Raw genomic sequence first — 22291 nt, 5'->3', positions numbered from 1 at the left:
GCTCCGCCGACCGCCGCACGCCTGGTGCGGGACTGCCCACCGCTGCCCGAGCCGTGGCCGGAGGAGGCGCGCCGGCAGATGGTGCGGCTGCTCGCCGCCGGCCGCGGGCTGCTCGGCGTCTGGGAGACGCTGGAGGAGACCGGTGCGCTCGAGCGGATCCTGCCGGAGTGGGACCGGATCCGGCTGCTGCCGCACGCATCCGTGATCCACCGGTTCACCGTCGACCGGCACGTCGTGGAGACCTGCATCGAGGCGTCGTCGCTGATCCGCGACGTGTCGCGACCCGACGTGCTCGTGGTCGCGGCGCTGCTGCACGACATCGGAAAGGGCGGCCTGACGGAGCACAGCGTCGCCGGTGTGCCCATCGCGCGGGACATCGCGACCAGGATGGGCTTCGACCCCCACGAGGTGCGGCTGATCGTCCAGCTGGTCCGCTGGCACCTGCTGCTGGCCGGCATCGCGACGACCCGCGACCCCGACGACCCGGCCACCCTCGACGCACTCACCGAGCACATCGACACCCCCGAGGCGTTGGCCCTGCTGACAGCGCTGACCGAGGCCGACGCGAAGGCGACCTCGCCCAAGGCGTGGACCTCCTGGCGGGCCGGGCTCGTCCATGACCTGTCCCGGCGGGCTGCGGCCGCGCTCGCACGAGGCAGCGTGCCGCCCGCCTTCCGGGTCGAGGAGATCGAGATCCCCCGTGCGGCTTTGGACCGCAACGTCTCGATCAGCATCGAGCGGGTCGGCGACGGCTCGCGGGTGACCGCGGTGTCCCGTGACCGGGTGGGGCTGCTCGCCGACCTCGCGGCGACCTTCGCCCTGCGCCGGGTGCCGGTGCGTGCCGCCCGCGTCTGGTCCCAGGGGGAGTACGGCGTCTCGGTGTGGGACGTCGCCGATGAGCACCTCGACGCCGGCGCGCTCCACGACCAGTTCGACAGTGTGACCGAGAAGCGGGTCGAGCCTGCGGCCCGGCTGGCCCCGCGCGGGGGGTCCGACGGCGAGCTCGCGCCGACCGTCGTCGTACGTCCCGAGGCGAGCGACCAGGCAACGGTGATCGAGATCCGGGCCGCGGACCGGGTCGGCACCGTCTACCTGGTCTGCGCGGCCCTGGCGAAGCTGGGGATCTCGGTGCGCTCGGCCCACGTGTCGACGTTGGGACCGCAGGCGGTCGATGTCTTCTACGTGCAGGAGGCGCACGCCGGGGCTCTCTCCGAGACCCGGTCGGCCGACGCGGCGCACGCGGTGCGGGAGGCGATCACGTGGAGCGGCGAGGGCACGTGACTCGCTGTCCAGCCGTCAGCATCGGCGTCAGGCCCGACGTGGCCCGGGTGTCGTCGGCCTCCAGCACGCGGTAGGCGATGAGTCGCGCATAGAACCGGTAGGCGATGGCGTACGACGCCAGCGCTGCGAACAGCACCCACAGTGCCGACACCTGCTCGCCGCGGGAGAGGGCGAGCACGGGGTGTCCCCCTCGGGCAGGCCCGACCGCCGCACCTGAGGCGCGTTCCCAGCGCAGTACCCTGGAGCGCCCGCCGCAGACGTCGGGCCGTCGCGGGTCGCCGGTTAGGATCGGGTGTCCAGCGACTTCCAACTTCGACGACGACTCCGACGAGGACGCAACGCTCTTGTTCGCCACTCTTTCCGATCGCCTCAACGCGACCCTCAAGAACCTCCGCGGCAAGGGACGGCTCTCCGAGGCCGACATCGACGCAACCGCGCGCGAGATCCGGATCGCCCTGCTCGAGGCCGACGTCGCGTTGCCGGTGGTGAAGGACTTCGTCGCCGCCGTCAAGGAGCGCGCCCGGGGCGAGGAGGTCAGCCAGGCGCTGAACCCCGCCCAGCAGGTCGTCAAGATCGTCAACGACGAGCTCGTCACGATCCTCGGCGGCGAGACCCGCAGGCTGCGCTTCGCCAAGACGGGTCCGACGGTGATCATGCTCGCCGGCCTCCAAGGCGCCGGCAAGACCACGCTCGCCGCCAAGCTGGCCCTGTGGCTGAGGGAGCAGGGCAAGACCCCGCTCCTGGTGGCCTGCGACCTCCAGCGCCCCAACGCCGTCCAGCAGCTCCAGGTCAACGGGGCGAAGGTCGGGGTCCCGGTCTTCGCGCCCGAGCCCGGGAACGGGGTCGGTGACCCTGTCTCGGTGGCCCGCGCATCGATCGAGGAGGCGAAGCGCAAGCTCCACGACGTCGTCATCGTCGACACCGCCGGCCGCCTCGGTGTCGACGCCGAGATGATGAAGCAGGCCGCGGGCATCCGCGACGCGGTGCAGCCCGACGAGGTGCTCTTCGTCGTCGACGCGATGATCGGCCAGGACGCGCTGGTGACCGCGCAGGCGTTCCTCGACGGCGTCGGGTACGACGGCGTCGTACTCACCAAGCTCGACGGCGACGCGCGCGGCGGTGCGGCGCTGTCCATCCGACAGGTCACCGGCCGACCGGTCATGTTCGCCTCCTCGGGCGAGAAGATGACCGACTTCGACGTCTTCCATCCCGATCGGATGGCCTCCCGCATCCTCGACATGGGTGACGTGCTCACCCTGATCGAGCAGGCGGAGAAGGCCTTCGACCAGGACGAGGCCCTCAAGGCCGCCGAGAAGCTCACCGGCGGGGACTTCACCCTCGACGACTTCCTGTCCCAGATGCAGCAGCTGAAGAAGCTGGGCTCGATGTCGAAGATCCTGCAGATGCTGCCGGGCATGGGCCAGGTCCGCGAGCAGCTGGAGAACTTCGACGACCGCGAGATCGACCGGATCGAGGCGATCATCCGGTCGATGACGCCGGCCGAGCGCGCCAACCCCAAGGTCATCGACGGCTCCCGCCGTGCCCGGATCGCCAAGGGCTCCGGCCGGTCGGTCTCGGACGTCAACGGCCTCGTCGACCGGTTCTTCGAGGCCCGGAAGATGATGATGCAGATGGCGCGCGGCGGCGGCATGCCGGGGATGCCAGGCATGCCGGGCATGCCCGGTATGGGGCCCGGCGGCGGCAAGCGGGTGAGCGCCAAGCAGAAGGCCAAGAAGGGCAAGGCCAAGGGTGCTCGACGCTCGGGCAATCCGGCCAAGGCGGCGCAGGACGCCGCAGCCGAGAAGGAGAAGGCCGCCCAGGCCCAGCCCAACCCGTTCGGCATCGGTGAGGACATCGACTACGAGGCGGCTGCGGCCAACCTGGAGCTGCCCAAGGACTTCTCGAAGTTCCTCAAGTAGTGACCACCGTCCTGGTCGTCGACGGCGCCAACGTCGTCGGTGCCCGCCCCGACGGGTGGTGGAAGGACCGTGCCGCCGCCGCGCGGCGGCTGCATGCGCAGCTCCTCGTCGCCGACATCGAGTACGACGTCGTCGTACTCGTGCTGGAGGGGCAGGCCAAGGGTGGCGTACCCGCCGGTCGGGACGCCCACGTGCGCACCGTGCACGCGCCGAAGGACGGCGACACCACGATCGTCGCGGAGGCCCGGCGAGCCGCCGAGAACGGCGACCGTGTCGTCGTGGTGACCGCCGACCGCGCGCTCGACGCACGGGTCGCCGGCGCGGGCGCGACCACGCTGAGCCCGACCTGGCTCCTGGACCGGCTCTGAGCGGGGCCGGCGGCGAGCCGGCGCTCCGCCTGATCGGTCCGCTGTCCGGCTCGGTAACGTCGCTCGCGTGAGTGCGTTGAGGTTCTCCGGTCCGGTCCTGCCCGACGGCGAGGTTCGGGAGGTGTACGTCGTCGACGGACGAGTCACCTACGAGCGGCCGGCCGGCGCCGAGACTGCCGGGGAGGGCTGGATCGTGCCGGGTCTCGTCGACGCCCACAACCACCTCGGCCTCGAGGACGGGGGAGCGATCCCGGACGACGAGGTCGAACGGCAGGCGCTCGCCGACCGCGACAATGGGGTGCTGCTGCTGCGCGACTGCGGGTCGCCGACCGACACCGGCTGGGTCCACGATCGCGCGGACCTGCCCCGGCTGATCCGCTGCGGCCGCCACGTCGCACGCACCAAGCGCTACATCCGCAACTACGGCGTCGAGGTCGAGCCGGCCGAGCTGTCGGCGACCGTCGCCGAGCAGGCGCGGGCCGGTGACGGCTGGGTGAAGCTCGTCGGCGACTGGATCTCCCGCGACGAGGACGATCTGACGCCGTCATTCCCGGCGGACGCGGTCGCGGAGGCGATCGCGGTCGCCCACGCGGGTGGCGCGAAGGTCACGGCGCACTGCTTCGGCGAGGATTCACTCTCGCCGCTGCTCGATGCCGGGATCGACTGCATCGAGCACGGCACCGGCCTCACCGAGGCGCACATCGAGCAGATGGTGGCCGGCGGCGTCGCACTGGTCCCGACGGTGCTGCAGACCGACAAGTTCCCCCAGTTCGCTGAGGCCGGGCGCGACAGGTTCCCCGCCTATGCCAGCATCTTGGAGGCCTTGCATCGGCGCCGCCGCGACGTGCTGATGAGCGCCTACGAGGCGGGCGTCGCGCTCTACGTGGGCAGCGACGGAGGCGGTACGGCGAGGCACGGCGTGCTGCACGAGGAGATCCGTGCGATGGCCGAGATGGGCCTGCCGGCCGACTACGTCCTCGCCGCCGCGTCGTGGCGCGGGCGTGCGTGGCTGGGGTGGAACGGCGGGCTCGACGAGGGGGACCCGGCGGACTTCGTCGTCTATCCCCGGGACCCGGTCGCGGACCTGTCCGTGCTGGCCGAGCCCTCGCGCGTCGTGCTCCGCGGCCGCGTGGTGCGGTGACGGCGCGCACATGCCGCCCGGTCGCCCGGGCGGCATGTGGCGAAGGGTCGGCTCAGGCGACCGGCTCGACCGGGGTCTCCGGGTCGACCGGGTCGTCGGAGTCCTCGAGCTCGGTTTCGGCGTCGGCGAGGTGGCCACGGGCCACCGCGATGTCGGACTTGGGGCTCTGGGCGTGCAGGGCGAGGGCCGCGTCGATCGCGATGTCGATGAGGGCGAGCGCCTCCTCGTCCTCGGCAGCGCGCACCGAGAGTTCCTCGGCCGCGCGGACGATGCCGGCCGCCTGGGTGTAGATCTCAACCCGGTAGGAGCGCACCTCGCGGCGGAGCGATCGGGTGTCGCGGGTGGAGTCCGCGGCGCCGGCCTCGGCGCGCAGCTCTCGGAGCTCGGTCCGGTCCGAGGCGATCGACTCGCGGAGGACGCCCTCGTTCTCGTCGGCGAGTCGGGTGACCGTCTTCGACGCGTCGACCCGGGCGAGCAGGCGGTCCTTGAGGGCGATGTCCCTGACGAGCTGCTTGACCTGTGTCTTCACCACCCGCGACTTGGCGGTCGTCGGGGCGGCGTCGGCGGCGTCGAGGGAGACGGGCGCCAGGACGAGCGCCGCGGCGGCAGCGGTCGCGGCGGTGGCACGGCGGATGTGCTTCATGGAGTGGTTCCTCTTCGAATACTGTCGAGTGGGTCGACCTCCATGGTGGGCAGCACGGTCCGGAATCCGTACCTGCGCGCGGTCAGTCCGGCATGGCCCGTCCGGACCAGACCGGCGGGCCGGTCGCCGGGCCGGTCGCCGGGCCGAGCCGGCGACCGCCTCGGGCGCGAGAGCCGGAGGTTCCACGCGATTTCTGTCCACGGTGCTGCGTCTGGCAGACTGGGCCGCTGAGTTCTGTGCCCTCCGGACCCTCTCAACCGGGTGGTGCAGCGCCATCGGTCCGCGCCGTCCGGTCCCCACCTGGCTGCGCGCGGCCCACCCACCACAAGTTCTCAAGGAGACACCACAGACGTGGCCGTCAAGATCCGTTTGAAGCGCCTGGGCAAGGTCCGGGTTCCGCAGTACCGCATCGTCGTCGTCGACTCGCGCAAGAAGCGCGACGGCAAGGTGATCGAGGAGATCGGCAAGTACCACCCCAAGGAGGACCCGTCGTACATCGACGTCGAGTCCGAGCGGGCTCAGTACTGGCTGAAGGTCGGCGCCCAGCCGAGCGAGGCCGTCGCCGCCATCCTCAAGGTCACCGGTGACTGGCAGAAGTTCAAGGGCATCGACGGCGCGGAGGGGACCCTCCAGGTCAAGGAGCCCAAGCGCGACAAGCTCGAGATCTTCAACGAGGCCCTCAAGGAGGCCGCCAGCGAGCCGAAGGCTGCAGCGGTGACCTCGAAGAAGAAGTCCGAGAAGAAGGCCGACAAGGCTGCCGAGGCCCCGGCCGAGCAGACGCCGGTCGAGGAGTTCGAGGCCCGCACCCCGGGCGTCGAGACCCCTGAGGGTGCCGAGGACGAGGCTGCGGCGGTCGAGGCTGCCGAGAAGCACGAGACCGTCGAGCGCCCCGACGCCGACAAGCGCGAGGCCTGAGTCGATGCTCGCCGACGCGCTGGAGCACCTCGTCCGGGGAGTCGTCGATCACCCCGACGACGTGGTCGTGCGCGACAAGCAGCTTCGTCGCGGTTCGTTGCTCGAGGTCCGGGTCCACCCCGACGACCTCGGCAAGGTGATCGGTCGGAGCGGTCGCACGGCGACTGCGTTCCGTACGGTCATCGCTGCGCTGGCCGGCAACGGCGGCACTCGGATCGACTTCGTCGACACCGACAGGCGCTGAGCCTCCGGGCCGAGCGCCTCCGCGACGCGCTACCCCACGAACGGGCGTCTCCCACACGGGAGGCGCCCGTTCGTCGTTCCTGCCCGGCGCCCCCTAACCTCTGACGCGTGGAGAGCATCGAGGTCGTCGTCGGCCGGATCGGCAAGCCTCACGGGCTGCGCGGCGAGGTGACGGTGGACGTGCGCACCGACGAGCCGGATCGGCGCTTCGTCGCCGGCGCGGTGCTGCTGGTCGAGGCGCCGCGAGCCTCGACCTTCCCGCGCCGCACTCTGACCGTGAGCCGGATCCGCTGGCACCAGAGCGTCCTCCTCGTCACGTTCGACGAGCTGCCCGACCGCAACGCGGCCGAGTCCGCGCGGGGGGTCGTCCTGAAGGCCCACGTGCCGGCGGACGAGGTGCCCGAGGACCCCGAGGAGTTCTACGACCATCAGCTCGTCGGCCTCGCCGCCTACGACATCGGCGGTGACCACCTGGGAGAGGTCGTCGGGCTCTTCCACGGCGCCCAGGACATCCTGCGGATCCGCACCGCCGACGACCGCGAGGCGCTGGTCCCGTTCGTCGCCGCACTGGTCCCCGAGGTCGACGTCCGCGCCGGCCGGGTGGTGATCGCCGACCGACCCGGACTCGTCACGCCCTTCCCGGAGGAGACGGAGGCCGAGGGCGAGGACTCCTCGTGAGACTCGACTACCTGACGATCTTCCCCGACTACTTCGCGCCACTGGAGCTCTCGCTTCCCGGCAAGGCCGCCGCGGGCGGGCTGGTGGAGTTCCACGTCCACGACCTACGGAAGTGGACCCACGACCGGCACCGGACGGTGGACGACACGCCCTACGGCGGCGGCGCAGGCATGGTGATGAAGCCCGAACCCTTCGGCGAGGCCTTCGACGCCCTCGGGATCGGAGCCGACGCCACCGTCGTGTTCACCACCCCTTCCGGAGAGCCCTTCGATCAGCGGCTCGCCGCCGAGCTGTCCACCCGATCCCGCCTCGTCTTCGCGTGCGGCCGCTACGAAGGCATCGACCAGCGGGTGATCGAGCACGCTCGCGAGCGCGCCGAGGTGCGCGAGATCAGCCTCGGTGACTACGTCCTCAACGGGGGAGAGGTGGCGGCCCTCGCGGTGACCGAGGCGGTCGTACGCCTCCTCCCGGGTTTCATGGGCAACGCCGAGTCGCTCGTCGAGGAGTCGCATGCGGACGGCCTCCTCGAGTACCCCGTCTACACCAAGCCTCCGTCCTGGCGCGGTCACGACGTGCCCGACGTCCTTCGCTCCGGCGACCACGCCAGGGTCGCCGCCTGGCGCCACGACCACGCCGTACGGCGAACGGTCGAGCGCCGCCCCGACCTGCTGGCGCCGTCGGTGCTGGACGACGGCTCGCCGATCGTGCGCGCCGTCCCGGCGGATGCGGGAGAGCTCCTCACCCTGCAGCGCGCCTGCTGGGTGGCGGAAGCGCTCGAGAACGACAGCCTCGACATCCCCGCGCTCCACGAGACGCTCGACGACGTCCGCGCCTGGATGACCGAGTGGGACACCTGGGTGGTGCGCCGCGCCGACCGGCTCGTCGGCGCCGTGCGCGGTCGGCTCGAGGGCAACGCGTGGGACATCGGCCGGATCATGGTCGCCCCTGACCTCCAGGGCCAGGGACTGGGCCGGGTGCTGCTGGAGCACATCCAGGCGGTCGCGCCGGAGCAGGCGACGTCCTACCTGCTCTTCACGGGCGCCGCCAGCGTCCGCAACCACCGGATGTACAAGAAAGCCGGGTTCCGGATGCGTCCCGATCTGCCGGCGCCCGCCGGCGCGGTCATGCTGACGAAGGGACGCCGGTGAGTCGTCCGACATGAGGACGACACATCACGCTCGAACCTGTAACACAGCGGAAACCTCCGTCGAGCCTCGGTGAAACGAGTGGTCGCAAGTATCGGCGCAACGTCACCCGCACCGGTGCGGGCTGCAACGGCACTCTCCCGAGCAAATGGGGTACTCAATGTCTCTCGATCTCTCATGGCAGCTGTTGTGCGCAGCGCTCGTGCTGTTCATGACCCCGGGCCTCGCCTTCTTCTACGGCGGCCTGGTCAAGTCCAAGTCGGTCGTCTCCATGATGATGCTGAGCTTCGGTTCGATGGGCCTCATCACCGTTCTGTGGGTCCTCTACGGCTACAACATGGGCGCCCTGACCGAGGTCAACCAGATCGTCGCCAACCCGTTCTCCGACTTCGGGCTGGTGGACCTGATGGCGGGCGTCGGTGAGGGTGAGGCCACGAACGTCTTCGGCGGCATCGCGTTCGGCGCCACCTTCGCCATCATCACCGTCGCGCTGATCTCCGGCGCCATCGCCGACCGCGCCCGGTTCTGGCCGTGGCTCCTGTTCGCGGGCGTCTGGGCCACCCTCGTGTACTTCCCGGGCCAGGCTTGGGTGTGGGCCTTCGACGACAACGGTGCCCTGGGCTGGATCCTGAACTGGGGCGTCCTCGACTGGGCCGGTGGCACGATCGTCCACCAGGCCGCCGGTGCGGCCGCTCTCGCCCTCGCGCTGGTCCTCGGCAAGCGCAAGGTCGGCTTCTCCAAGGAGGAGACGGCTCCGCACAACGTTCCGCTGGTGCTCATCGGTGCGGCGATCCTGTGGTTCGGTTGGTTCGGCTTCAACACCGGCGTCTACGGCGCCGACGAGGGCCAGACCAGCCTGATCTTCCTCAACACGATGGTGACCCCGGCCGCGGGCATGCTCGGCTGGCTCGTGGTCGAGCACTTCAGGGAGGGCAAGGCCACCGCTGTCGGCGCGGCCTCGGGCATCGTGGCCGGCCTGGTCGCGATCACCCCGGCGTGTGCCCACGTGAGCCCGGCCTGGGCGATCGTCCTGGGGCTCCTTGCCGGTGCGGTCTGCGCCCTCGCGATCGACCTGAAGTGGAAGCTCGGCTTTGACGACACGCTCGACGTCGTGGGCATCCACCTGGTCGCGGGCTTCATCGGATGCGCTTCTCTCGGCTTCATCGCCTCCGTCGGCGGCGAGGGCCTCTTCTACGGCGGTGGGATCGACCTCCTGGTCAAGCAGGTCGGCTCGTCGCTGGCGATGATCGCCTACGCGTTCGTCGTCGCCTTCGTGATCGGCACGGCGATCGAGAAGACGATCGGTCTCCGCGCCAAGGAGGAGGACGAGATCGCCGGAATCGACACGGTCCTCCACGGAGGGGGCTACGCGATCGACTGATCGCTCGCGCCACAGGTGGGCCCGTCCGGCTGTCGAGCCGGACGGGCCCTGCCTACGTGTGGGGGGTGGCCCATCGGCGGCTGTTCTCCTGGACCCGCTCAGTCATGCGCTGCACCGCGGCCAGGATGTCGTCGGCCAGCCACACGGGTGATCGTCGTGAGCCCGGGGCGGCGGTGAGGATCCGGGCTTCGACCAGCCTGCGCATCGTGTCGGAGGCGTCGGACTCCCCGATGCGCAGCCGGTCGGAGACCAGTCGCTCGTTGACGATCGGCTCCTCGGTCAGCAGGTCGAGCACGCGGTGCAGCGGAGTGCCGGGCCTGGTGCCGCCGACGGTCCTGCCCCAGTCGTCACGGACGGTGTCGATGTCCCTCGCAGTGCGCCACGCCTCGGCGGTGGCGATCCGCGTGGCCGAGGCAAGCAGCACGACGAGAGTGCGTGCCCGGCCTGCCCGGTAGTCGTTGAGCGCCGCGAAGTAGCCGTCGCGGTCGGCCACCAGGGCGGACGCGATCGGTACCGTGAGGTGCCGCGTCGACCGGCGCCGCCGCAGGACGGCGTGGATGAGGGTGCGCCCGATCCGGCCGTTCCCGTCGATGAACGGGTGGATCGACTCGAACTGGGCGTGCACGATCGCCGCCTGCACCAGAGGCGACACGTCGTCGCGGTTCGCGAACGCGAAGAGGTCGTCGAGGTAGTCCGGAACCGTCTCCGGCGGAGGTGGCACGTGCAGGGCGCCGGTCGGGGAGTAGTCGCTGCCGCCGATCCAGTTCTGGGTCGTGCGGAACGACCCCGCACGGTGCGCCTCCTCCGGGTTGCGGCGGAACAGGTCGTCGTGCGCCTGCAGGACCGCCTCGGCGCGGACCGAACGGGTCCGATCGGTGTCGCCGATCAGGCGCGTCAGCGCGGACGTCGCCGACGCCATCGACGTGGCGGAGGCGTTCGCCCCGACGCCGAGCAGGGCGCGACCGTAGTCGGCGAGACCGGCCTCGATGTCCTCGATCTTGGAGGAGTCGATCGCCTCGGCCCGGAGATGGAGGTGGTTCAGCGCCTTCAGCGTGCGGCCGTGCACGAGGTCGAGGTTGCTCAGCTCACCGAGGCTGGCTGTGACGAGCCGGGCCAGGTCGTCGGGCATCTGGAAGTCGAGGTCGCGGATCAGTGGCGGAAGCGCGACCTCGATCTCCCGGACCCGGCGCTCGCTCCGCGGTCCGCGCGGCACCTGCTGACGCCACGGACGGCGCTCGTAGGCGTGGGGCACCCAGTCGAGGGGAGCAGCGACGTCCGTCATGGCGGCATTCTGGCAGTGCCCGGCTGCCGATTTCGTCGCGCTCGCGCCGCTGTGGGAAGATTCTGGGTCGGTGACGCGGACGCTTCTGCCACAGGGGAATCGTCGACCGCGACGCCACCTGAGCTTTCCACCCCTATACCGCGGCTGACCTGTGGCATTCGCGAGGAGAATGATGTCCAAGATTTCCCCGTCCGTCGTGACCGACCTCGGCAACGCCGTCAAGCGTGACGACATCCCCGACTTCCGCGCCGGCGACACCGTGAAGGTGCACGTGAAGGTCGTCGAGGGCAACCGGTCCCGCGTCCAGATCTTCCAGGGCGTCGTGATCCGCGTCCACGGCTCCGGTGTGGGCCGCACGTTCACGGTCCGCAAGGTCTCCTTCGGCGTCGGTGTCGAGCGGACCTTCCCGCTCCACTCGCCGATCTTCGAGCAGATCGAGGTCGTCACCCGCGGTGACGTGCGCCGGTCGAAGCTGTACTACCTGCGCAACCTGCGCGGTAAGGCGGCCAAGATCAAGGAGCGTCGCGAGGTCTGAGGCGGACCTGCCTAGACTCCACCCTCGTGACCACCCCCCTTTCCGACTCCGAGCGTCCCGAGGACGCCGCAGCGGACCCCGGGTCGGCGGCCGACCAGCCGCCCAGCGGTGACCGGCCCGCAGGCCGCAAGCACCTCCCGGTGTGGCAGGAGACCATCCTGCTGCTCGTGGTCGCCCTCGGACTCGCGGTCCTGATCAAGGCGCTGTTCGTCCAGGCGTTCTACATCCCCTCGGAGTCGATGGAGCCGGGACTGGTCGAGAACGACCGGATCCTGGTCCAGAAGGTCTCCTACTGGTTCGGCAGCAAGCCGGAGCGTGGTGACGTCGTGGTCTTCGAGGACCCGGGTCAATGGCTCGCACCCACCGACAGCCAGGGTCCCACCGGCTTCGCGAACCTGCTGTCGAAGATCGGGCTCTACCCGACCGGTGGACACCTCGTGAAGCGCGTCATCGGGACGGAAGGCGACGTGGTCGTCTGCTGCGACGACTCGGGCCGGATCGAGGTCAACGGCGAGGCGGTGGACGAGACCGACTACCTCGGCCCCGACCCCGGCAACTGCAACGCGCCGCTCGACGACAGCATCACCCAGCGTGGTACCGCCTTCGCGCAGCCCTGCTCGTGGACCATCGGGCCGATCCCCGAGGGCAAGCTGCTCGTGCTGGGGGACAACCGCGGTCACTCCGCGGACTCCCGGGCGCACCTGTGCGCTCCCGACGAGGACCCCTGCACGCAGAGTCCCTGGGTCGACACCGACCTCGTCGTCGGCAAGGTGTTCACCCTGATCTGGCCCCGGGACCGGTGGCGCTGGATCAGCCGACCGCCCGTGTTCGACAATGTCCCTGACGCCCCGCCCGCCGATCTCGTCGAGCGCGCCGACCGGCTGGCGAAGCGCACGCAGGACAGCACCAGCAACCAGGACTGACCCAGGACCGAGGACTGAGCGGAGCACGATGTCGACGCTGCCCAGGGGAGCGACGGTACGACGTGACGCCGGAATCTACGGCTACGAGCGCGCCCTGCGCCGCCACGGCCTCGAGCCGATCGCCGGCGTCGACGAGGCCGGACGGGGTGCCTGTGCGGGACCGCTCGTGGCCGGAGCGGCGATCCTGCCTGCGGGGAAGGCTGGGATCATCCCCGGCCTGGCCGACTCGAAGCTGCTGACGGCTGCGGCCCGGGAACGCTGTTACGCGCAGATCGTGCGACGTGCCGTGGCGTGGTCGGTGGTGGTGATCTCCCACGAGGAGTGTGACCGGCTGGGCATGCACGTCGCCAACGTCGAGGCCCTCCGGCGGGCGGTCGCCAAGCTGTCCGTGCCGCCGTCGTACGTCCTCACGGACGGCTTCCCGGTCGACGGGCTCGGCGCTCCGGGGCTGGCTGTGTGGAAGGGCGACCGGGTCGCTGCGTGCGTCGCGGCGGCGTCCGTGCTGGCGAAGGTCACCCGGGACCGGATGATGCTCGAGGTCGACGAGCAGTGGCCGGCGTACGACTTCAAGACGCACAAGGGCTACATCACCGCGACCCACAGCGCCGCGCTGGAGCAGCACGGGCCCTGCCCGGTGCACCGGATGCGCTTCGTCAACGTCCGGCGCGCGGCCGGGCTGGAGCCTCTGCCCGACGCCGCTGAGGCCGCCGGGCTAGAGTCTGAGATGTGAGTGCCGAGGAGCTCGAGAAGTACGAGACCGAGCAGGAGCTGAACCTCTACCGGGAGTACCGCGACGTCGTCGGCATCTTCAAGTACGTGGTGGAGACCGACCGACGGTTCTACCTGTGCAACTCCGTGGACGTGAAGGCGCGCACGGAAGGTGGCGACGTCTTCTTCGAGGTGACCATCGCCGATGCGTGGGTGTGGGACATGTACCGCCCGGCCCGGTTCGCCAAGAACGTCAAGGTGCTGACCTTCAAGGACGTCAACGTCGAGGAGCTCGCGACCTCCGACCTGGAGCTGCCGAAGCCCTGAGGGCTCCCGGTCCGCGTCAGTGGTCGAGACGCAGCTCGCCCGGTGGGGGCGCCCAGTTCTCGCTGGGGACGTACCGCGCCACGAGGCAGGACGGGTTGCCCGCCATCGTGAGATCGTTCACGATGATCGCAGCACGGAACGTCGACGCGCAGCCGTTGCCGTTCATCTGCAAAGTGGCGCTCTTCCCGTAGATGGTGCCGGTGAACCCCGCCCCGCCGTTGCCCGTCAGTCGCAGGGTCTGGCTGTTGTTGCGGTCATAGACGATCGACAGGCCTGCGAGCGGTCCCGACGTCGGAGCCTTGATGGCCAGCGTCGCATTGCCGGAGGCGTCGATGGTGGCACCCTGCTCTCCCTGCGCGCACTGCCGCGGCTGGGCCAGCGAGGAGCACGTCAGGTAGATGGTCACGCCAGTGCCATTCAGCTGCGTCGCGGTGTTGCCGGCCAGGTCCCAGAGGCCCCCGGCGACCACGTACAGCCCCGGGGGGAGGGTGCACGTCTTTCCGCGAAGGTTGAGTCCGGAGTAGATACCAGGTCCCGGCGGGCACTCGTTCCCTGCGATGGTCTGCCCTGTCAGGCCCGTCATGTCCGGTGGCAGTGCCAGCGTCGCCAGCGGGTCGTCGATCGCCGGGTACCCGGTCCGCGGGTCGGGCGAGTAGTTGGCCATGCCGCCCGAGGCCGAGCCCTCCACCGTGATGTTGCCGTCGGTGGCGACGAGTCCGTTGTTGCTGACGGCGACGCTGCCGTTGAAGTGGATGTTCCCGCCGTGCACCGTCGCGTCGCCGTTCTGCAGGTCGTGCTCGACACCCGAGCCGAGGACGCAGAGTCCGCAGTCCAGGACTCCGCCGCGATCGAGGACGACGCGCGCAGCGGTCGCGATGGTGAAGCTCTCGATGCCCGCCAGCCCGGCGAAGGCCGTGTCGACCCTGCGGTCGGGGATCCGCACCCGCACCTTCGTCGGCGCGGAGACGCTGTCGAAGGAGATGCACGGGGAGGCGTCGGGTGTGTGAGCCAGCCGGCCGGAGTCGGTGCAGGCGGACCAGTCCGCGGGGCTCACGTCGAAGTTCTGCCCGGCGTAGGCCTTGGCGGCCGCGACGGCGGCGCCGAAGTCCGGCGAGCCTGCGTCGTCGTACAGGACGTTCCCGGCAGCGAGGGCTGAGGCGTCAGCGGCGTTCTGGGACTTGCCGCGGGTGTCGCGAGCCAGCCCCAGGTCGAGGACCAGCCCGACCATCAGCAGGAGGAGGACGCCCATGACCGCAACCAGGACGGCGGCCGCCCCACGTTCGTCCCGGTCATGACGTCTCACGAGCACCATGACCAGTCCTGGCCCGAAGGCAGAGTCTCTGAGGAACCGGACCCGGTGGGAGCCGGGTCGGCCTGCTCGATCGACATCCGCAGGTTCGACCGCACGAACCCGTCGTTCGGCATGGGCAGCATCCCGAAGGCGCTACCGGACTTCACGAGGACGCACACGAGGAGCGAGTTGCCCTTCTTCCAGCCGTCCGGCGCCGCGACCTTCACGTAGGTGTCGGCGGGCGCGCCGCCGACCATGTCCTCGGCCGTGCAGGAGATCGCGGCCCAGCCGGTTGTCGAGCAGCCCGCCGAGGATCGCTGGACGACCGCCATCCGGGCCGTCTCGCGGACACCCTGATCGGCGTTGAGCGAGGAGTTGAAGTACAGCCCGTACTGCAGGATCCCGAACAGGATCGGGATCAGCACCACGCTGACGAGTGCGAACTCGACCGCGGCGGTGCCCCGCTGAGCGCTGCTGGAGCACGCGCGGCGCCCGAGCCGTCGCTGCAAACCCATCATCTCCTCCACGTGCCGAGCCGGATTGGCACCGAGCCCTGCCTCCTCGTTCTTCGGCCTTCGGCGGGGACGATCCATCAACTTTCCGGGCATTTGTCCTCGGACCAGCCGATTGCGGTCGTTTGACGTGCGACGGCTGACATCGGGGTGGCAAGCGTCTAGTCAGAGGTGACGATGCTGCTTGGGACCTTGTACCCACCAGGCACCGGCGCCGCCTGCTGCGGTGCTGCGCAGCGGAGCCTGGTCTCGTGAATTCCACTCTTCCCAGGTGCCGAGTAGGGCTAGTGTGCAACTGCTGCCGGGGGGCGGGATGTGGCAGCGAAACGGGGAGGGACGATGAAACGTTTTGTGCTGCGTCAACGCAGATCCGACCGTGGTTCCGCGGCGGTCGAGTTCGCCTTGATCATGCCGATGCTGATGCTGCTGATCTTCGGCATCATCAGCTACGGCTACATGCTGAGCTTCCGGCAGGCGATCAGCCAGGCGGCAGCGGAGGGTGCCCGTGCTGCTGCGATCGCCTCGCCGGCGACGATCGACTCCGACCGTGCCGCCGACGCGCGGCGAGCGGTGACGGAGGCGCTCGAGGGGTACGGCGTGACCTGCCAGGGTGCCAACGAGGGAGCTGGGACTCTGACGCGTGAGGGCGTGTCGGGTGAGGTCGGCTCCTGCAACGTGGTGCGGACGACCTGCGACAACGAGGCGTGCTTCGAGGTCACGATCTCCTACAACTACGGGGACCACCCGCTGCTCCCGGCCCTCTACACCGACCTCGTGCTTCCCGACGTGCTGACGTACGCGACCGAGGTGAGGATCAGTTGATCCGCCACCTCGTGTCGTCGCGTGTCACCCGCCAGGACGAGCGGGGTGCTGCTGCAGTGGTCGTGGCGCTCCTGATGACGTTCGTCTTCATCGTCGTTGCCTCGTTCACCATCGACCTGGGCTTGAAGCGCGTCGCGCGGCGGGACATGCAAGCGCTGGCGGACGTCGTCTCCCTGGACCTCGCGCGGTTGCTCGACGGTCGACGTGCCGGCGAGGTCCGAAGCGGCGACGGCGAGCGTCCCGCACTGCTCGCCGCCGCAGCGGCCAGCCTGGACCGCAACAACGACAACGCGGTCGGCGGTTCGTCTCCCTGTGGCGGGCCGTGCGTCACGCCCTATCTCGTCGACCTGGACGCCAACGGCGACTACGTCACGGGCGGTGACGGCCTCCCGGTCGAGGTTGCCGAGGATGTCGTTCCCGACGCCGTGGTGGTGGTCGCGCGCACCTCGGTGGACTTCGTGTTCGGCATGGCGGAAGGCGGGTCGGTCACGCGGCGCGCGGTCGGCACGGCCGAATCGCGAGCATGCTTCCGCCTCGGGTCCTTCGCCGCGGCGCTGGACACCGGGGACACCGTCCTCGAGGACGTCTTCGAGTCGATGCTGACCGACGCGTTCGGCGTGCAGATGAGGGCGATCGGATACCAGGGGCTCGTCAGGTCCTTCATCGAGCTCGACCAGCTCGCGGCCGGGGTCGGTGTGGGAACCGTCGAGGAGCTTGCCGCGCTGGAGAACCTGAAGGTGGCGACCTTCCTGCAGGCCGGGGCGCGTGTCCTCGACAGCAACGGCCAGACCGACGCGGGCGCGATCCTGGGCGAGCTGGCCACCAAGGTCAGCACGACCCTGACGATGAATGTCGCGGACATCCTCACCGTCGGGAACGGTTCCGCCGTGCGGGGCAGCGTCAACGCCCTCGACCTGCTCGGGTCCACCGGGCTCGCGGTCGCGACAGAGGTCGCGAACCAGAACAACTTCCTCGACACCGGCGTGGTCTGGGCAGATCCATGGCTCTCGAAGGGTGACGTCAAGCTCGTCATCATCGAGGCACCTCGGCAGGGCTGCGGGCGGGTGGGCAGTACGGCAGACACTGCTCAGATCCGTCTCGAGACGAATCTGGCACTCGAGCTGACCGGCGAGAAGATCAGCGGCCTCGCACTCAGCACCGCCGACGGCACGAACAAGTCACAGGTGCAGGTGTCGGCGGCGGTGGCCGGTGCGACGGGCACGCTGACCGGGCTGACCTGCGGGGACGCGACGGATGTGGACCCCGAGGAGATCAGGGTGCGGGTGGACACGGAGGCGCTGGCCGTGGACGTCTCGGTGCCGTTCGTCATGCGAGGCGAGATCTCGACGAACGGCATCCTCTCGGCCGACTACCTCAACAGCCTCGGGCTCGGAAACATCGCGAGCGCGTCGCTGGTGCTGGACCTGGACGTCCGTGCGCAGATCTCGACGAGTCTCGCGGCGCGCGAGGGGACCGTGGACACCGTCTACCGGGTCCCTCCTCACGACTACCTCGATCCGGAGCCGAGTCCAGAAGCCGCCGGACCCGTCGCCATCCCGACCGTTCGTACCGCGACGTTCACTGCCAGAGCGACGCCGAAGCTGAAGGTCAAGCTCGTCGGGGGACTGGCGACCACCGAGGTCGCGGTGGCACTGACTGAGCTGAACCTGGACGGGCTGCAGAACGCGATCCTCCATGGCCCCAACCGGGTCGGCATCTCCCTCGACAACGTGACGGCCAACGTCAACGGAGCCCTGGTGCCGGTGTCGGAGCTCCTCGGGCTGCAGGTCGGAGGCGCGGACCTCTTCGGCGTGCCCCGTCCGGAGTGCGGGGCACCCTCGCTCGTCGGCTGACCCCAGCAACCTCAGCCGTCACGGCACTCGCCATCTGCCGAGCCGGTGGCTGTGGACGACTGGTCGCTTCCACAGGCCCCCGTCGTCGTACTGCCCCGGTGTCGGACACGGCCGCCACCCTGGCCGACATGACACAGACGACTGCGGCGGCCCGCCAGGCGATCGGGGCGTACGGCGAGGAGATGGCGGCGCGTCACCTGACCGGGCTCGGGATGGCGGTGCTCGAGCGCAACTGGCGGTGTGACGAGGGCGAGATCGACATCGTGCTGCGCGACGGGACGACGCTGGTGGTGTGCGAGGTGAAGACCCGCACCAGCCTCGTGGCCGGCACCCCCCACGAGGCGATCACCGACGTCAAGCTGGCCCGGCTCAAGCACCTGGGGGAGCGGTGGTCGCTCGAGCGCGGGGTGCGGCCGAGCGGGATCCGGATCGACCTGGTCGCAGTGCTCCGTCCGCCGCGCGGCCCTGCGGTGCTCGACCACGTGCAGGGCCTGGGCTGATGCCGGTCGCGACGGCGCACACGGTCGCGCTCAACGGGGCCTTGGGGCACCTGATCGACGTGCAAGCCGACGTGTCGCCCGGCCAGCCCGGCGTCGCCGTGGTCGGCCGTGCCGACGTCGCACTCCGGGAGGGGCAGGACCGGGTGCGGATGGCGATCATCAACAGCTCGTTGACCTGGCCGGTCACCAAGCGCACGACCATCCTGCTGTCGCCGGCCGACCTGCCGAAGTCCGGCACCCACTTCGACCTCGCCATTGCAGTCAGCGTCCTCGCGGCTGACGGGGGCATGGAGCCGGAGGGGCTCGTCGGCACGGCGTTCATCGGCGAGCTCACGTTGTCGGGCGGCCTGCGGCCAGCGGTCGGCGTTCTGCCGATGACACTGGCAGCCGCCGAGCGCGGGATCCGACGAGTCTTCGTCCCCGAGCCTCAGGCCGCCGAGGCGGCGATGGTGCCGGGCATGGCCGTGATCGGCATGCGCTCACTCGCGCAGGTGGTCGCCGAGCTGCGGGGCGAGGACGTGCCGGTCGCGCCGCCGGTGGCGGCGGCGTCCGGCGCCCACCTGATCACCTGGCGCGGAGACGAACGGCTCGACGAGCTCGACCTCGCCGACCTCCGCGGCATGGAGGATGAGAAGTACGCCGTCGAGGTGGCCGCCGCCGGCGGCCACGCGCTCCAGCTCTCCGGGGCGAAGGGGGCGGGCAAGACCAGTCTCGCCGAGCGGATCCCCACGTTGTTGCCGGACCTGACGCCGGAGGAGTCGCTCGAGATCACCGCCCTCCACTCGCTCGCCGGGGTCCTGGATCCGCGGCAGGGGATGGTGAGGCGGCCGCCGTTCGGCGCTCCGCACCACGACGCCAGCAAGGCAAGCGTGATCGGCGGCGGTCTCGGTCAGGTGCATCCGGGCGAGATCAGCAGGGCGCACTGCGGTGTGCTCTTCCTCGACGAGTTCCCGCTGTTCAAGTCCGACGTCATCCAGGCGCTGCGCCAGCCCCTCGAGAGCGGCGACATCACGGTGGCGCGCCGCGACGAGTCGGTGACGCTCCCAGCCGGATGCATGGTCGTGCTGGCCTGCAACCCATGCCCCTGCGGCGAGTACAGCACCGATCCCGGCGCCAACCGGTGCAAGTGCGCCAACCCGGTCCGACGCGACTACCGGCTGAAGATGTCCGGGCCGATCGCCGACCGGATCGACATCACCCGGCACGTCCTGCCGGCCTCGCCGTCGAGCCACGACCCGTTCAGCGAGCCGGAGACCTCCGCGGAGGTGCGGCACCGGGTGGCCCGCGCCCGCGAACGGCAGCGGAGGCGGTTCGTCGGATGGCACTGGCGGCTCAACAGCCAGGTGCCGAGCCCGCGGCTCAAGGACTGCTGGCCGGTGTCCCCCGAGGCGCAGCAGCGGGTCGACCAGGAGACCTACCGGGGGCGCCTGAGCGCCCGGGGGGCGGTCCGGGTGCTCCGGCTGGCCTGGACCGTCGCCGACCTCCGGTCCGTGCGCACTGATCGTGACGTCACACCCGGGCTCGAGGAGGTCGAGGTCGCACTGCGGCTGCGCAACGGCGACCCGCTCGACCTGAGCACGGTGCGGGAGGGCGTCCCCGAGTGGCACGACGGCGTGGGGCGTGCGGGATGACGCAGACCGCAACCAGCCGACCACGGGCCTCGGAGGCGGAGCGGCTGGCACGGGCGACGATCAGCATCGTCGCCGAGCCGGGCGACTACACCTTCCTCGGCCTCACCAGCGAGCTCGGCGCGCTCCGCTTCCTCGAGGCTCTCCAGGAGCACCCGGATCATCACCACCAGCTGCGTGCCGCAGCGGCCCGCCTCGAGAGTGTCGACGCCGAGCGCGAGCTCGACCGCGCGGAATCGCTCGGCATCCGTTTCGTGGTGCCCGGTGACGCCGAGTGGCCGACCCAGCTCGAGGAGCTGCATGCCGCCGGCACCGTTCAGGAGCGGGGAGGGACCCCGGTGGGGCTGTGGGTCCGGGGCCCGCTGCGCCTCGACCGGCTCACCGGGTCCCTCGCCGTCGTGGGCTCGCGCTCCTCGACGACGTACGGCGACCGGGTGGCCGGCGATCTCGCCGCGGTCGTCGGTGAGGCGGGTCGTGCAGTCATCTCGGGAGGAGCGTTCGGGATCGACTACGCCGCCCATCGGGGGGCGTTGAGCGTCGGCGCGGTCACGGTCGCCGTGCTGGCGTGCGGGGCCGACCGGATCTATCCGACCGCCCATCGCGATCTGTTGCGGCACCTCGGCCGCCACTATGCGGTGATCTCCGAGGCACCTCCCGGCGCGTCCCCGTTCCGCGTGCGGTTCCTCGCTCGCAACCGGATCATCGCGGCACTGGCGCGAGGGACGGTCGTGGTGGAGGCGGCTGCCCGCAGCGGTGCCCTGAACACCTCCAACTGGGCGCAGCGGCTCAACCGCGTCGTGATGGGCACACCGGGCCCGCTCACCAGCGTCGCGTCCGTCGGGGTGCACCAGCTCATCCGGAGCGGCGCGGCGTCCCTCGTCACCGGCGGACCGGACGTGCTCGAGCTGCTCGGAGCGGCAGGGGAGCATCTGGTGGAGGAGCCCCGCGGCCCCGAGCGTCCCCGAGACGCCCTGCCGGTGCGCCGACGTCAGGTGCTCGACGCCGTCCCCGTGTCCGAGCCTGCCTCGACGGCCTCGGTGGCGCTGGTCGCGGGCCTCGGCGTCGTGGAGGTGCACCAGGTCCTCGTGCGGCTGGAGGAGGGAGGGCTCGTCGAGCAGGTCCGCACCGGGTGGCGGCTCACCGAGCGGGGCCGGGAGTGACATCCGACGAATCGGCCCGACCGCTTCCTAGGATCAGGGGATGGTCACCGCCGCCGAGACGCAGGAGCCGCAGCCCGCCGAGCTGCCGGAGCGGTTCGCCCGCGTCCTGGGCGACTACGAACGACACCTCGTCTCCGAACGCAACCTCGCCCCCCACACCGTCAAGGCCTATGTCGGAGACATCGCTGGGCTGCTCGAGCACGCATCCCGGCTCGGCCTCGAGGACACCCAGGAGCTCGATCTGCGAGCCCTGCGCAGCTGGTTGGCCAAGCAGCAGGGCCTCGGCCTGTCCCGGACCACGGTGGCTCGTCGGGCGACCGCGGCCCGGGTGTTCACCGGCTGGCTCGCGCGCACCGGTCGGGCCGCGAGCGATGCCGGTTCTGCGCTGGGCTCGCCCAAACCGCACCGGACCCTTCCCGACGTGCTGCGGGTCGACGAGGCGCGTGAGCTGATCGCCGCCGCCACCGCGCTCGCCGACGACGGCAGCCCCACCGGGCTGCGCGACGTCGCGATCCTCGAGCTGCTCTACGCCACCGGCATGCGGGTGGGCGAGCTCTGCGGCCTCGACATCGACGACCTGGACCGTGACCGCAACGTCGTCCGTGTCTTCGGCAAGGGCCGCAAGGAGCGGACGGTGCCGTTCGGCCACCCAGCGGCGAAGGCGCTGGACGCCTGGCTGACCGTCGGCCGTGCGCAGCTGAGCCGCCCCGGCTCGGGACCTGCCCTGTTCCTGGGAGCCCGAGGCGGGAGGATCGACCAGCGGGCGGTGCGGTCGCTGGTGCATCGACTGATCGCGGACGTCCCGGGCGCTCCCGACCTCGGGCCGCACGGTCTCCGTCACACCGCCGCCACCCATCTGCTGGAGGGTGGGGCGGACCTCCGGTCGGTCCAGGAGCTCCTCGGCCATGCCTCGCTGGCGACGACGCAGCGCTACACCCATGTCACCACCGATCGGTTGCGCCGGGCCTATCAGCAGGCACATCCGCGCGCCTAGATGTGATGCCCAGCCAGGTTGTTCAACCTGGTGATGGGCGCC

At 70.6% G+C, this 22291-nt stretch carries 24 protein-coding genes and 1 pseudogene; 20 read left to right on the top strand and 5 right to left on the bottom strand.

Translation table 11 applies throughout. The annotated features are described in order from the left end of the window. Window positions 1–1281: HD domain-containing protein (locus E7Z54_RS12405; protein ID WP_136434130.1), on the top strand; the 1281-nt coding region annotated here is incomplete at its 5' end. On the opposite strand, the gene E7Z54_RS24050 is transcribed toward E7Z54_RS12405, so the two are convergent. Beyond that, on the bottom strand, window positions 1256–1459 hold the full coding sequence (locus E7Z54_RS24050) for a carbon starvation CstA family protein (RefSeq protein WP_240769651.1): 204 nt from the start codon (window positions 1457–1459) through the stop codon (window positions 1256–1258). The two genes, E7Z54_RS12405 and E7Z54_RS24050, sit on opposite strands and share 26 nt — an antisense overlap. Before the next feature lie 166 nt (window positions 1460–1625). On the opposite strand from E7Z54_RS24050, the gene ffh reads away from it, so the two are divergent. From ffh to E7Z54_RS12385, 3 genes are all read left to right on the top strand, one after another. Beyond that, complete coding sequence (gene ffh / locus E7Z54_RS12395; RefSeq protein WP_136434126.1) at window positions 1626–3200, top strand: signal recognition particle protein; 1575 nt, start codon at window positions 1626–1628, stop codon at window positions 3198–3200. Continuing rightward, a complete protein-coding gene (locus E7Z54_RS12390) occupies window positions 3200–3568 on the top strand; it encodes an NYN domain-containing protein (RefSeq protein ID WP_136434124.1) in 369 nt (122 codons plus the stop codon). The genes ffh and E7Z54_RS12390 overlap by 1 nt, the downstream gene beginning before the upstream one ends. Before the next feature lie 67 nt (window positions 3569–3635). Then, entirely contained in the window at window positions 3636–4709 is a 1074-nt protein-coding gene (locus tag E7Z54_RS12385; RefSeq protein ID WP_136434122.1) for an amidohydrolase family protein, read from the top strand. 52 nt (window positions 4710–4761) lie between these two features. Here E7Z54_RS12385 and E7Z54_RS12380 read toward each other — a convergent pair whose 3' ends face one another. Further along, the gene (locus E7Z54_RS12380; RefSeq protein ID WP_136434120.1) at window positions 4762–5352 is read right to left on the bottom strand and encodes a hypothetical protein; all 591 of its coding nucleotides are present in this window, start codon (window positions 5350–5352) and stop codon (window positions 4762–4764) included. 351 nt (window positions 5353–5703) lie between these two features. Between E7Z54_RS12380 and rpsP the strand changes: the two genes are divergently transcribed. The 6 genes and pseudogenes from rpsP (at window position 5704) to E7Z54_RS12355 (ending at window position 9714) form a co-directional block, all read left to right on the top strand. Then, entirely contained in the window at window positions 5704–6267 is a 564-nt protein-coding gene (rpsP, locus tag E7Z54_RS12375) for a 30S ribosomal protein S16 (RefSeq protein WP_136434118.1), read from the top strand. A 4-nt stretch (window positions 6268–6271) separates the two neighbouring features. Beyond that, window positions 6272–6511 (top strand): RNA-binding protein, encoded by a 240-nt coding sequence (locus E7Z54_RS12370; protein WP_136434116.1) that lies wholly within the window; start codon window positions 6272–6274, stop codon window positions 6509–6511. A gap of 107 nt (window positions 6512–6618) precedes the next feature. Then, window positions 6619–7188, top strand: a complete 570-nt coding sequence (rimM, locus tag E7Z54_RS12365; RefSeq protein ID WP_136434114.1) for a ribosome maturation factor RimM — start codon at window positions 6619–6621, stop codon at window positions 7186–7188. Then, window positions 7185–7856, top strand: a pseudogene (gene trmD / locus E7Z54_RS24045) (tRNA (guanosine(37)-N1)-methyltransferase TrmD); the annotation flags it as partial. The gene rimM and the pseudogene trmD, both read left to right, overlap by 4 nt. A gap of 12 nt (window positions 7857–7868) precedes the next feature. Then, on the top strand, window positions 7869–8336 hold the full coding sequence (locus E7Z54_RS24040; protein WP_276606224.1) for a GNAT family N-acetyltransferase: 468 nt from the start codon (window positions 7869–7871) through the stop codon (window positions 8334–8336). 157 nt (window positions 8337–8493) lie between these two features. Next, window positions 8494–9714, top strand: coding sequence for an ammonium transporter (locus E7Z54_RS12355; RefSeq protein ID WP_136434110.1), 1221 nt, complete (start codon window positions 8494–8496; stop codon window positions 9712–9714). Between the two features lie 52 nt (window positions 9715–9766). On the opposite strand, the gene E7Z54_RS12350 is transcribed toward E7Z54_RS12355, so the two are convergent. Then, window positions 9767–10996 (bottom strand): Fic family protein, encoded by a 1230-nt coding sequence (locus E7Z54_RS12350; RefSeq protein ID WP_136434109.1) that lies wholly within the window; start codon window positions 10994–10996, stop codon window positions 9767–9769. A 172-nt stretch (window positions 10997–11168) separates the two neighbouring features. On the opposite strand from E7Z54_RS12350, the gene rplS reads away from it, so the two are divergent. From rplS to E7Z54_RS12330, 4 genes are read left to right on the top strand one after another with little or no spacing between them, the layout of a single operon-like run. Next, complete coding sequence (rplS, locus tag E7Z54_RS12345) at window positions 11169–11531, top strand: 50S ribosomal protein L19 (protein WP_136434107.1); 363 nt, start codon at window positions 11169–11171, stop codon at window positions 11529–11531. Window positions 11532–11557: 26 nt separating this feature from the next. Further along, window positions 11558–12454 (top strand): signal peptidase I, encoded by an 897-nt coding sequence (gene lepB, locus E7Z54_RS12340; protein WP_136434105.1) that lies wholly within the window; start codon window positions 11558–11560, stop codon window positions 12452–12454. A gap of 28 nt (window positions 12455–12482) precedes the next feature. Continuing rightward, the gene (locus E7Z54_RS12335; protein ID WP_136434103.1) at window positions 12483–13184 is read left to right on the top strand and encodes a ribonuclease HII; all 702 of its coding nucleotides are present in this window, start codon (window positions 12483–12485) and stop codon (window positions 13182–13184) included. Continuing rightward, window positions 13181–13489 carry a DUF2469 domain-containing protein gene (locus tag E7Z54_RS12330; protein ID WP_136434101.1) on the top strand — a complete coding sequence of 103 codons (309 nt, stop codon included), beginning with the start codon at window positions 13181–13183 and terminating at the stop codon, window positions 13487–13489. The genes E7Z54_RS12335 and E7Z54_RS12330 overlap by 4 nt, the downstream gene beginning before the upstream one ends. Before the next feature lie 16 nt (window positions 13490–13505). Here E7Z54_RS12330 and E7Z54_RS12325 read toward each other — a convergent pair whose 3' ends face one another. After that, the gene (locus tag E7Z54_RS12325; RefSeq protein WP_136434099.1) at window positions 13506–14801 is read right to left on the bottom strand and encodes a pilus assembly protein TadG-related protein; all 1296 of its coding nucleotides are present in this window, start codon (window positions 14799–14801) and stop codon (window positions 13506–13508) included. Further along, a complete protein-coding gene (locus E7Z54_RS12320) occupies window positions 14789–15295 on the bottom strand; it encodes a TadE/TadG family type IV pilus assembly protein (RefSeq protein ID WP_136434097.1) in 507 nt (168 codons plus the stop codon). The genes E7Z54_RS12325 and E7Z54_RS12320 overlap by 13 nt, the downstream gene beginning before the upstream one ends. Before the next feature lie 336 nt (window positions 15296–15631). On the opposite strand from E7Z54_RS12320, the gene E7Z54_RS12315 reads away from it, so the two are divergent. The 6 genes from E7Z54_RS12315 to E7Z54_RS12290 all read left to right on the top strand — a co-directional run bounded on the left by E7Z54_RS12315 (window position 15632) and on the right by E7Z54_RS12290 (window position 22249). Continuing rightward, on the top strand, window positions 15632–16114 hold the full coding sequence (locus tag E7Z54_RS12315) for a TadE/TadG family type IV pilus assembly protein (protein WP_136434095.1): 483 nt from the start codon (window positions 15632–15634) through the stop codon (window positions 16112–16114). Beyond that, window positions 16111–17967: a hypothetical protein gene (locus E7Z54_RS12310; protein ID WP_136434093.1), complete on the top strand. Its 1857-nt coding sequence runs from the start codon at window positions 16111–16113 to the stop codon at window positions 17965–17967. The genes E7Z54_RS12315 and E7Z54_RS12310 overlap by 4 nt, the downstream gene beginning before the upstream one ends. 128 nt (window positions 17968–18095) lie before the next feature. Continuing rightward, complete coding sequence (locus E7Z54_RS12305; RefSeq protein WP_136434091.1) at window positions 18096–18467, top strand: YraN family protein; 372 nt, start codon at window positions 18096–18098, stop codon at window positions 18465–18467. After that, window positions 18467–20098, top strand: coding sequence for a YifB family Mg chelatase-like AAA ATPase (locus E7Z54_RS12300; protein ID WP_136434089.1), 1632 nt, complete (start codon window positions 18467–18469; stop codon window positions 20096–20098). The genes E7Z54_RS12305 and E7Z54_RS12300 overlap by 1 nt, the downstream gene beginning before the upstream one ends. Beyond that, a complete protein-coding gene (gene dprA / locus E7Z54_RS12295; RefSeq protein WP_136434088.1) occupies window positions 20095–21255 on the top strand; it encodes a DNA-processing protein DprA in 1161 nt (386 codons plus the stop codon). The genes E7Z54_RS12300 and dprA overlap by 4 nt, the downstream gene beginning before the upstream one ends. A 40-nt stretch (window positions 21256–21295) precedes the next feature. Then, window positions 21296–22249 carry a tyrosine recombinase XerC gene (locus E7Z54_RS12290; protein ID WP_136434086.1) on the top strand — a complete coding sequence of 318 codons (954 nt, stop codon included), beginning with the start codon at window positions 21296–21298 and terminating at the stop codon, window positions 22247–22249. The last annotated feature ends 42 nt before the right edge of the window (window positions 22250–22291 follow it).

The organism is Nocardioides sp. (assembly GCF_004803405.1).
Classification (GTDB): domain Bacteria; phylum Actinomycetota; class Actinomycetes; order Propionibacteriales; family Nocardioidaceae; genus Nocardioides; species Nocardioides vastitatis.
The sequence above is the reverse complement of the archived record's forward strand: the minus strand, read 5'-3'. Positions and strand labels throughout refer to the sequence as shown.

Coding starts and splice junctions, on each gene's coding strand:
- E7Z54_RS12380 (WP_136434120.1), bottom strand. CDS start 5,352: ATGAAGCACATCCGCCGTGCCACCGCCGCGACCGCTGCCGCCGCGGCG.
- E7Z54_RS12325 (WP_136434099.1), bottom strand. CDS start 14,801: ATGGTGCTCGTGAGACGTCATGACCGGGACGAACGTGGGGCGGCCGCC.
- E7Z54_RS12300 (WP_136434089.1), top strand. CDS start 18,467: ATGCCGGTCGCGACGGCGCACACGGTCGCGCTCAACGGGGCCTTGGGG.
- dprA (WP_136434088.1), top strand. CDS start 20,095: ATGACGCAGACCGCAACCAGCCGACCACGGGCCTCGGAGGCGGAGCGG.
- E7Z54_RS12305 (WP_136434091.1), top strand. CDS start 18,096: ATGACACAGACGACTGCGGCGGCCCGCCAGGCGATCGGGGCGTACGGC.
- E7Z54_RS12335 (WP_136434103.1), top strand. CDS start 12,483: ATGTCGACGCTGCCCAGGGGAGCGACGGTACGACGTGACGCCGGAATC.
- E7Z54_RS12350 (WP_136434109.1), bottom strand. CDS start 10,996: ATGACGGACGTCGCTGCTCCCCTCGACTGGGTGCCCCACGCCTACGAG.
- rplS (WP_136434107.1), top strand. CDS start 11,169: ATGTCCAAGATTTCCCCGTCCGTCGTGACCGACCTCGGCAACGCCGTC.
- E7Z54_RS12290 (WP_136434086.1), top strand. CDS start 21,296: ATGGTCACCGCCGCCGAGACGCAGGAGCCGCAGCCCGCCGAGCTGCCG.
- E7Z54_RS12370 (WP_136434116.1), top strand. CDS start 6,272: ATGCTCGCCGACGCGCTGGAGCACCTCGTCCGGGGAGTCGTCGATCAC.
- E7Z54_RS12355 (WP_136434110.1), top strand. CDS start 8,494: ATGTCTCTCGATCTCTCATGGCAGCTGTTGTGCGCAGCGCTCGTGCTG.
- E7Z54_RS12315 (WP_136434095.1), top strand. CDS start 15,632: ATGAAACGTTTTGTGCTGCGTCAACGCAGATCCGACCGTGGTTCCGCG.
- E7Z54_RS12320 (WP_136434097.1), bottom strand. CDS start 15,295: ATGGGTTTGCAGCGACGGCTCGGGCGCCGCGCGTGCTCCAGCAGCGCT.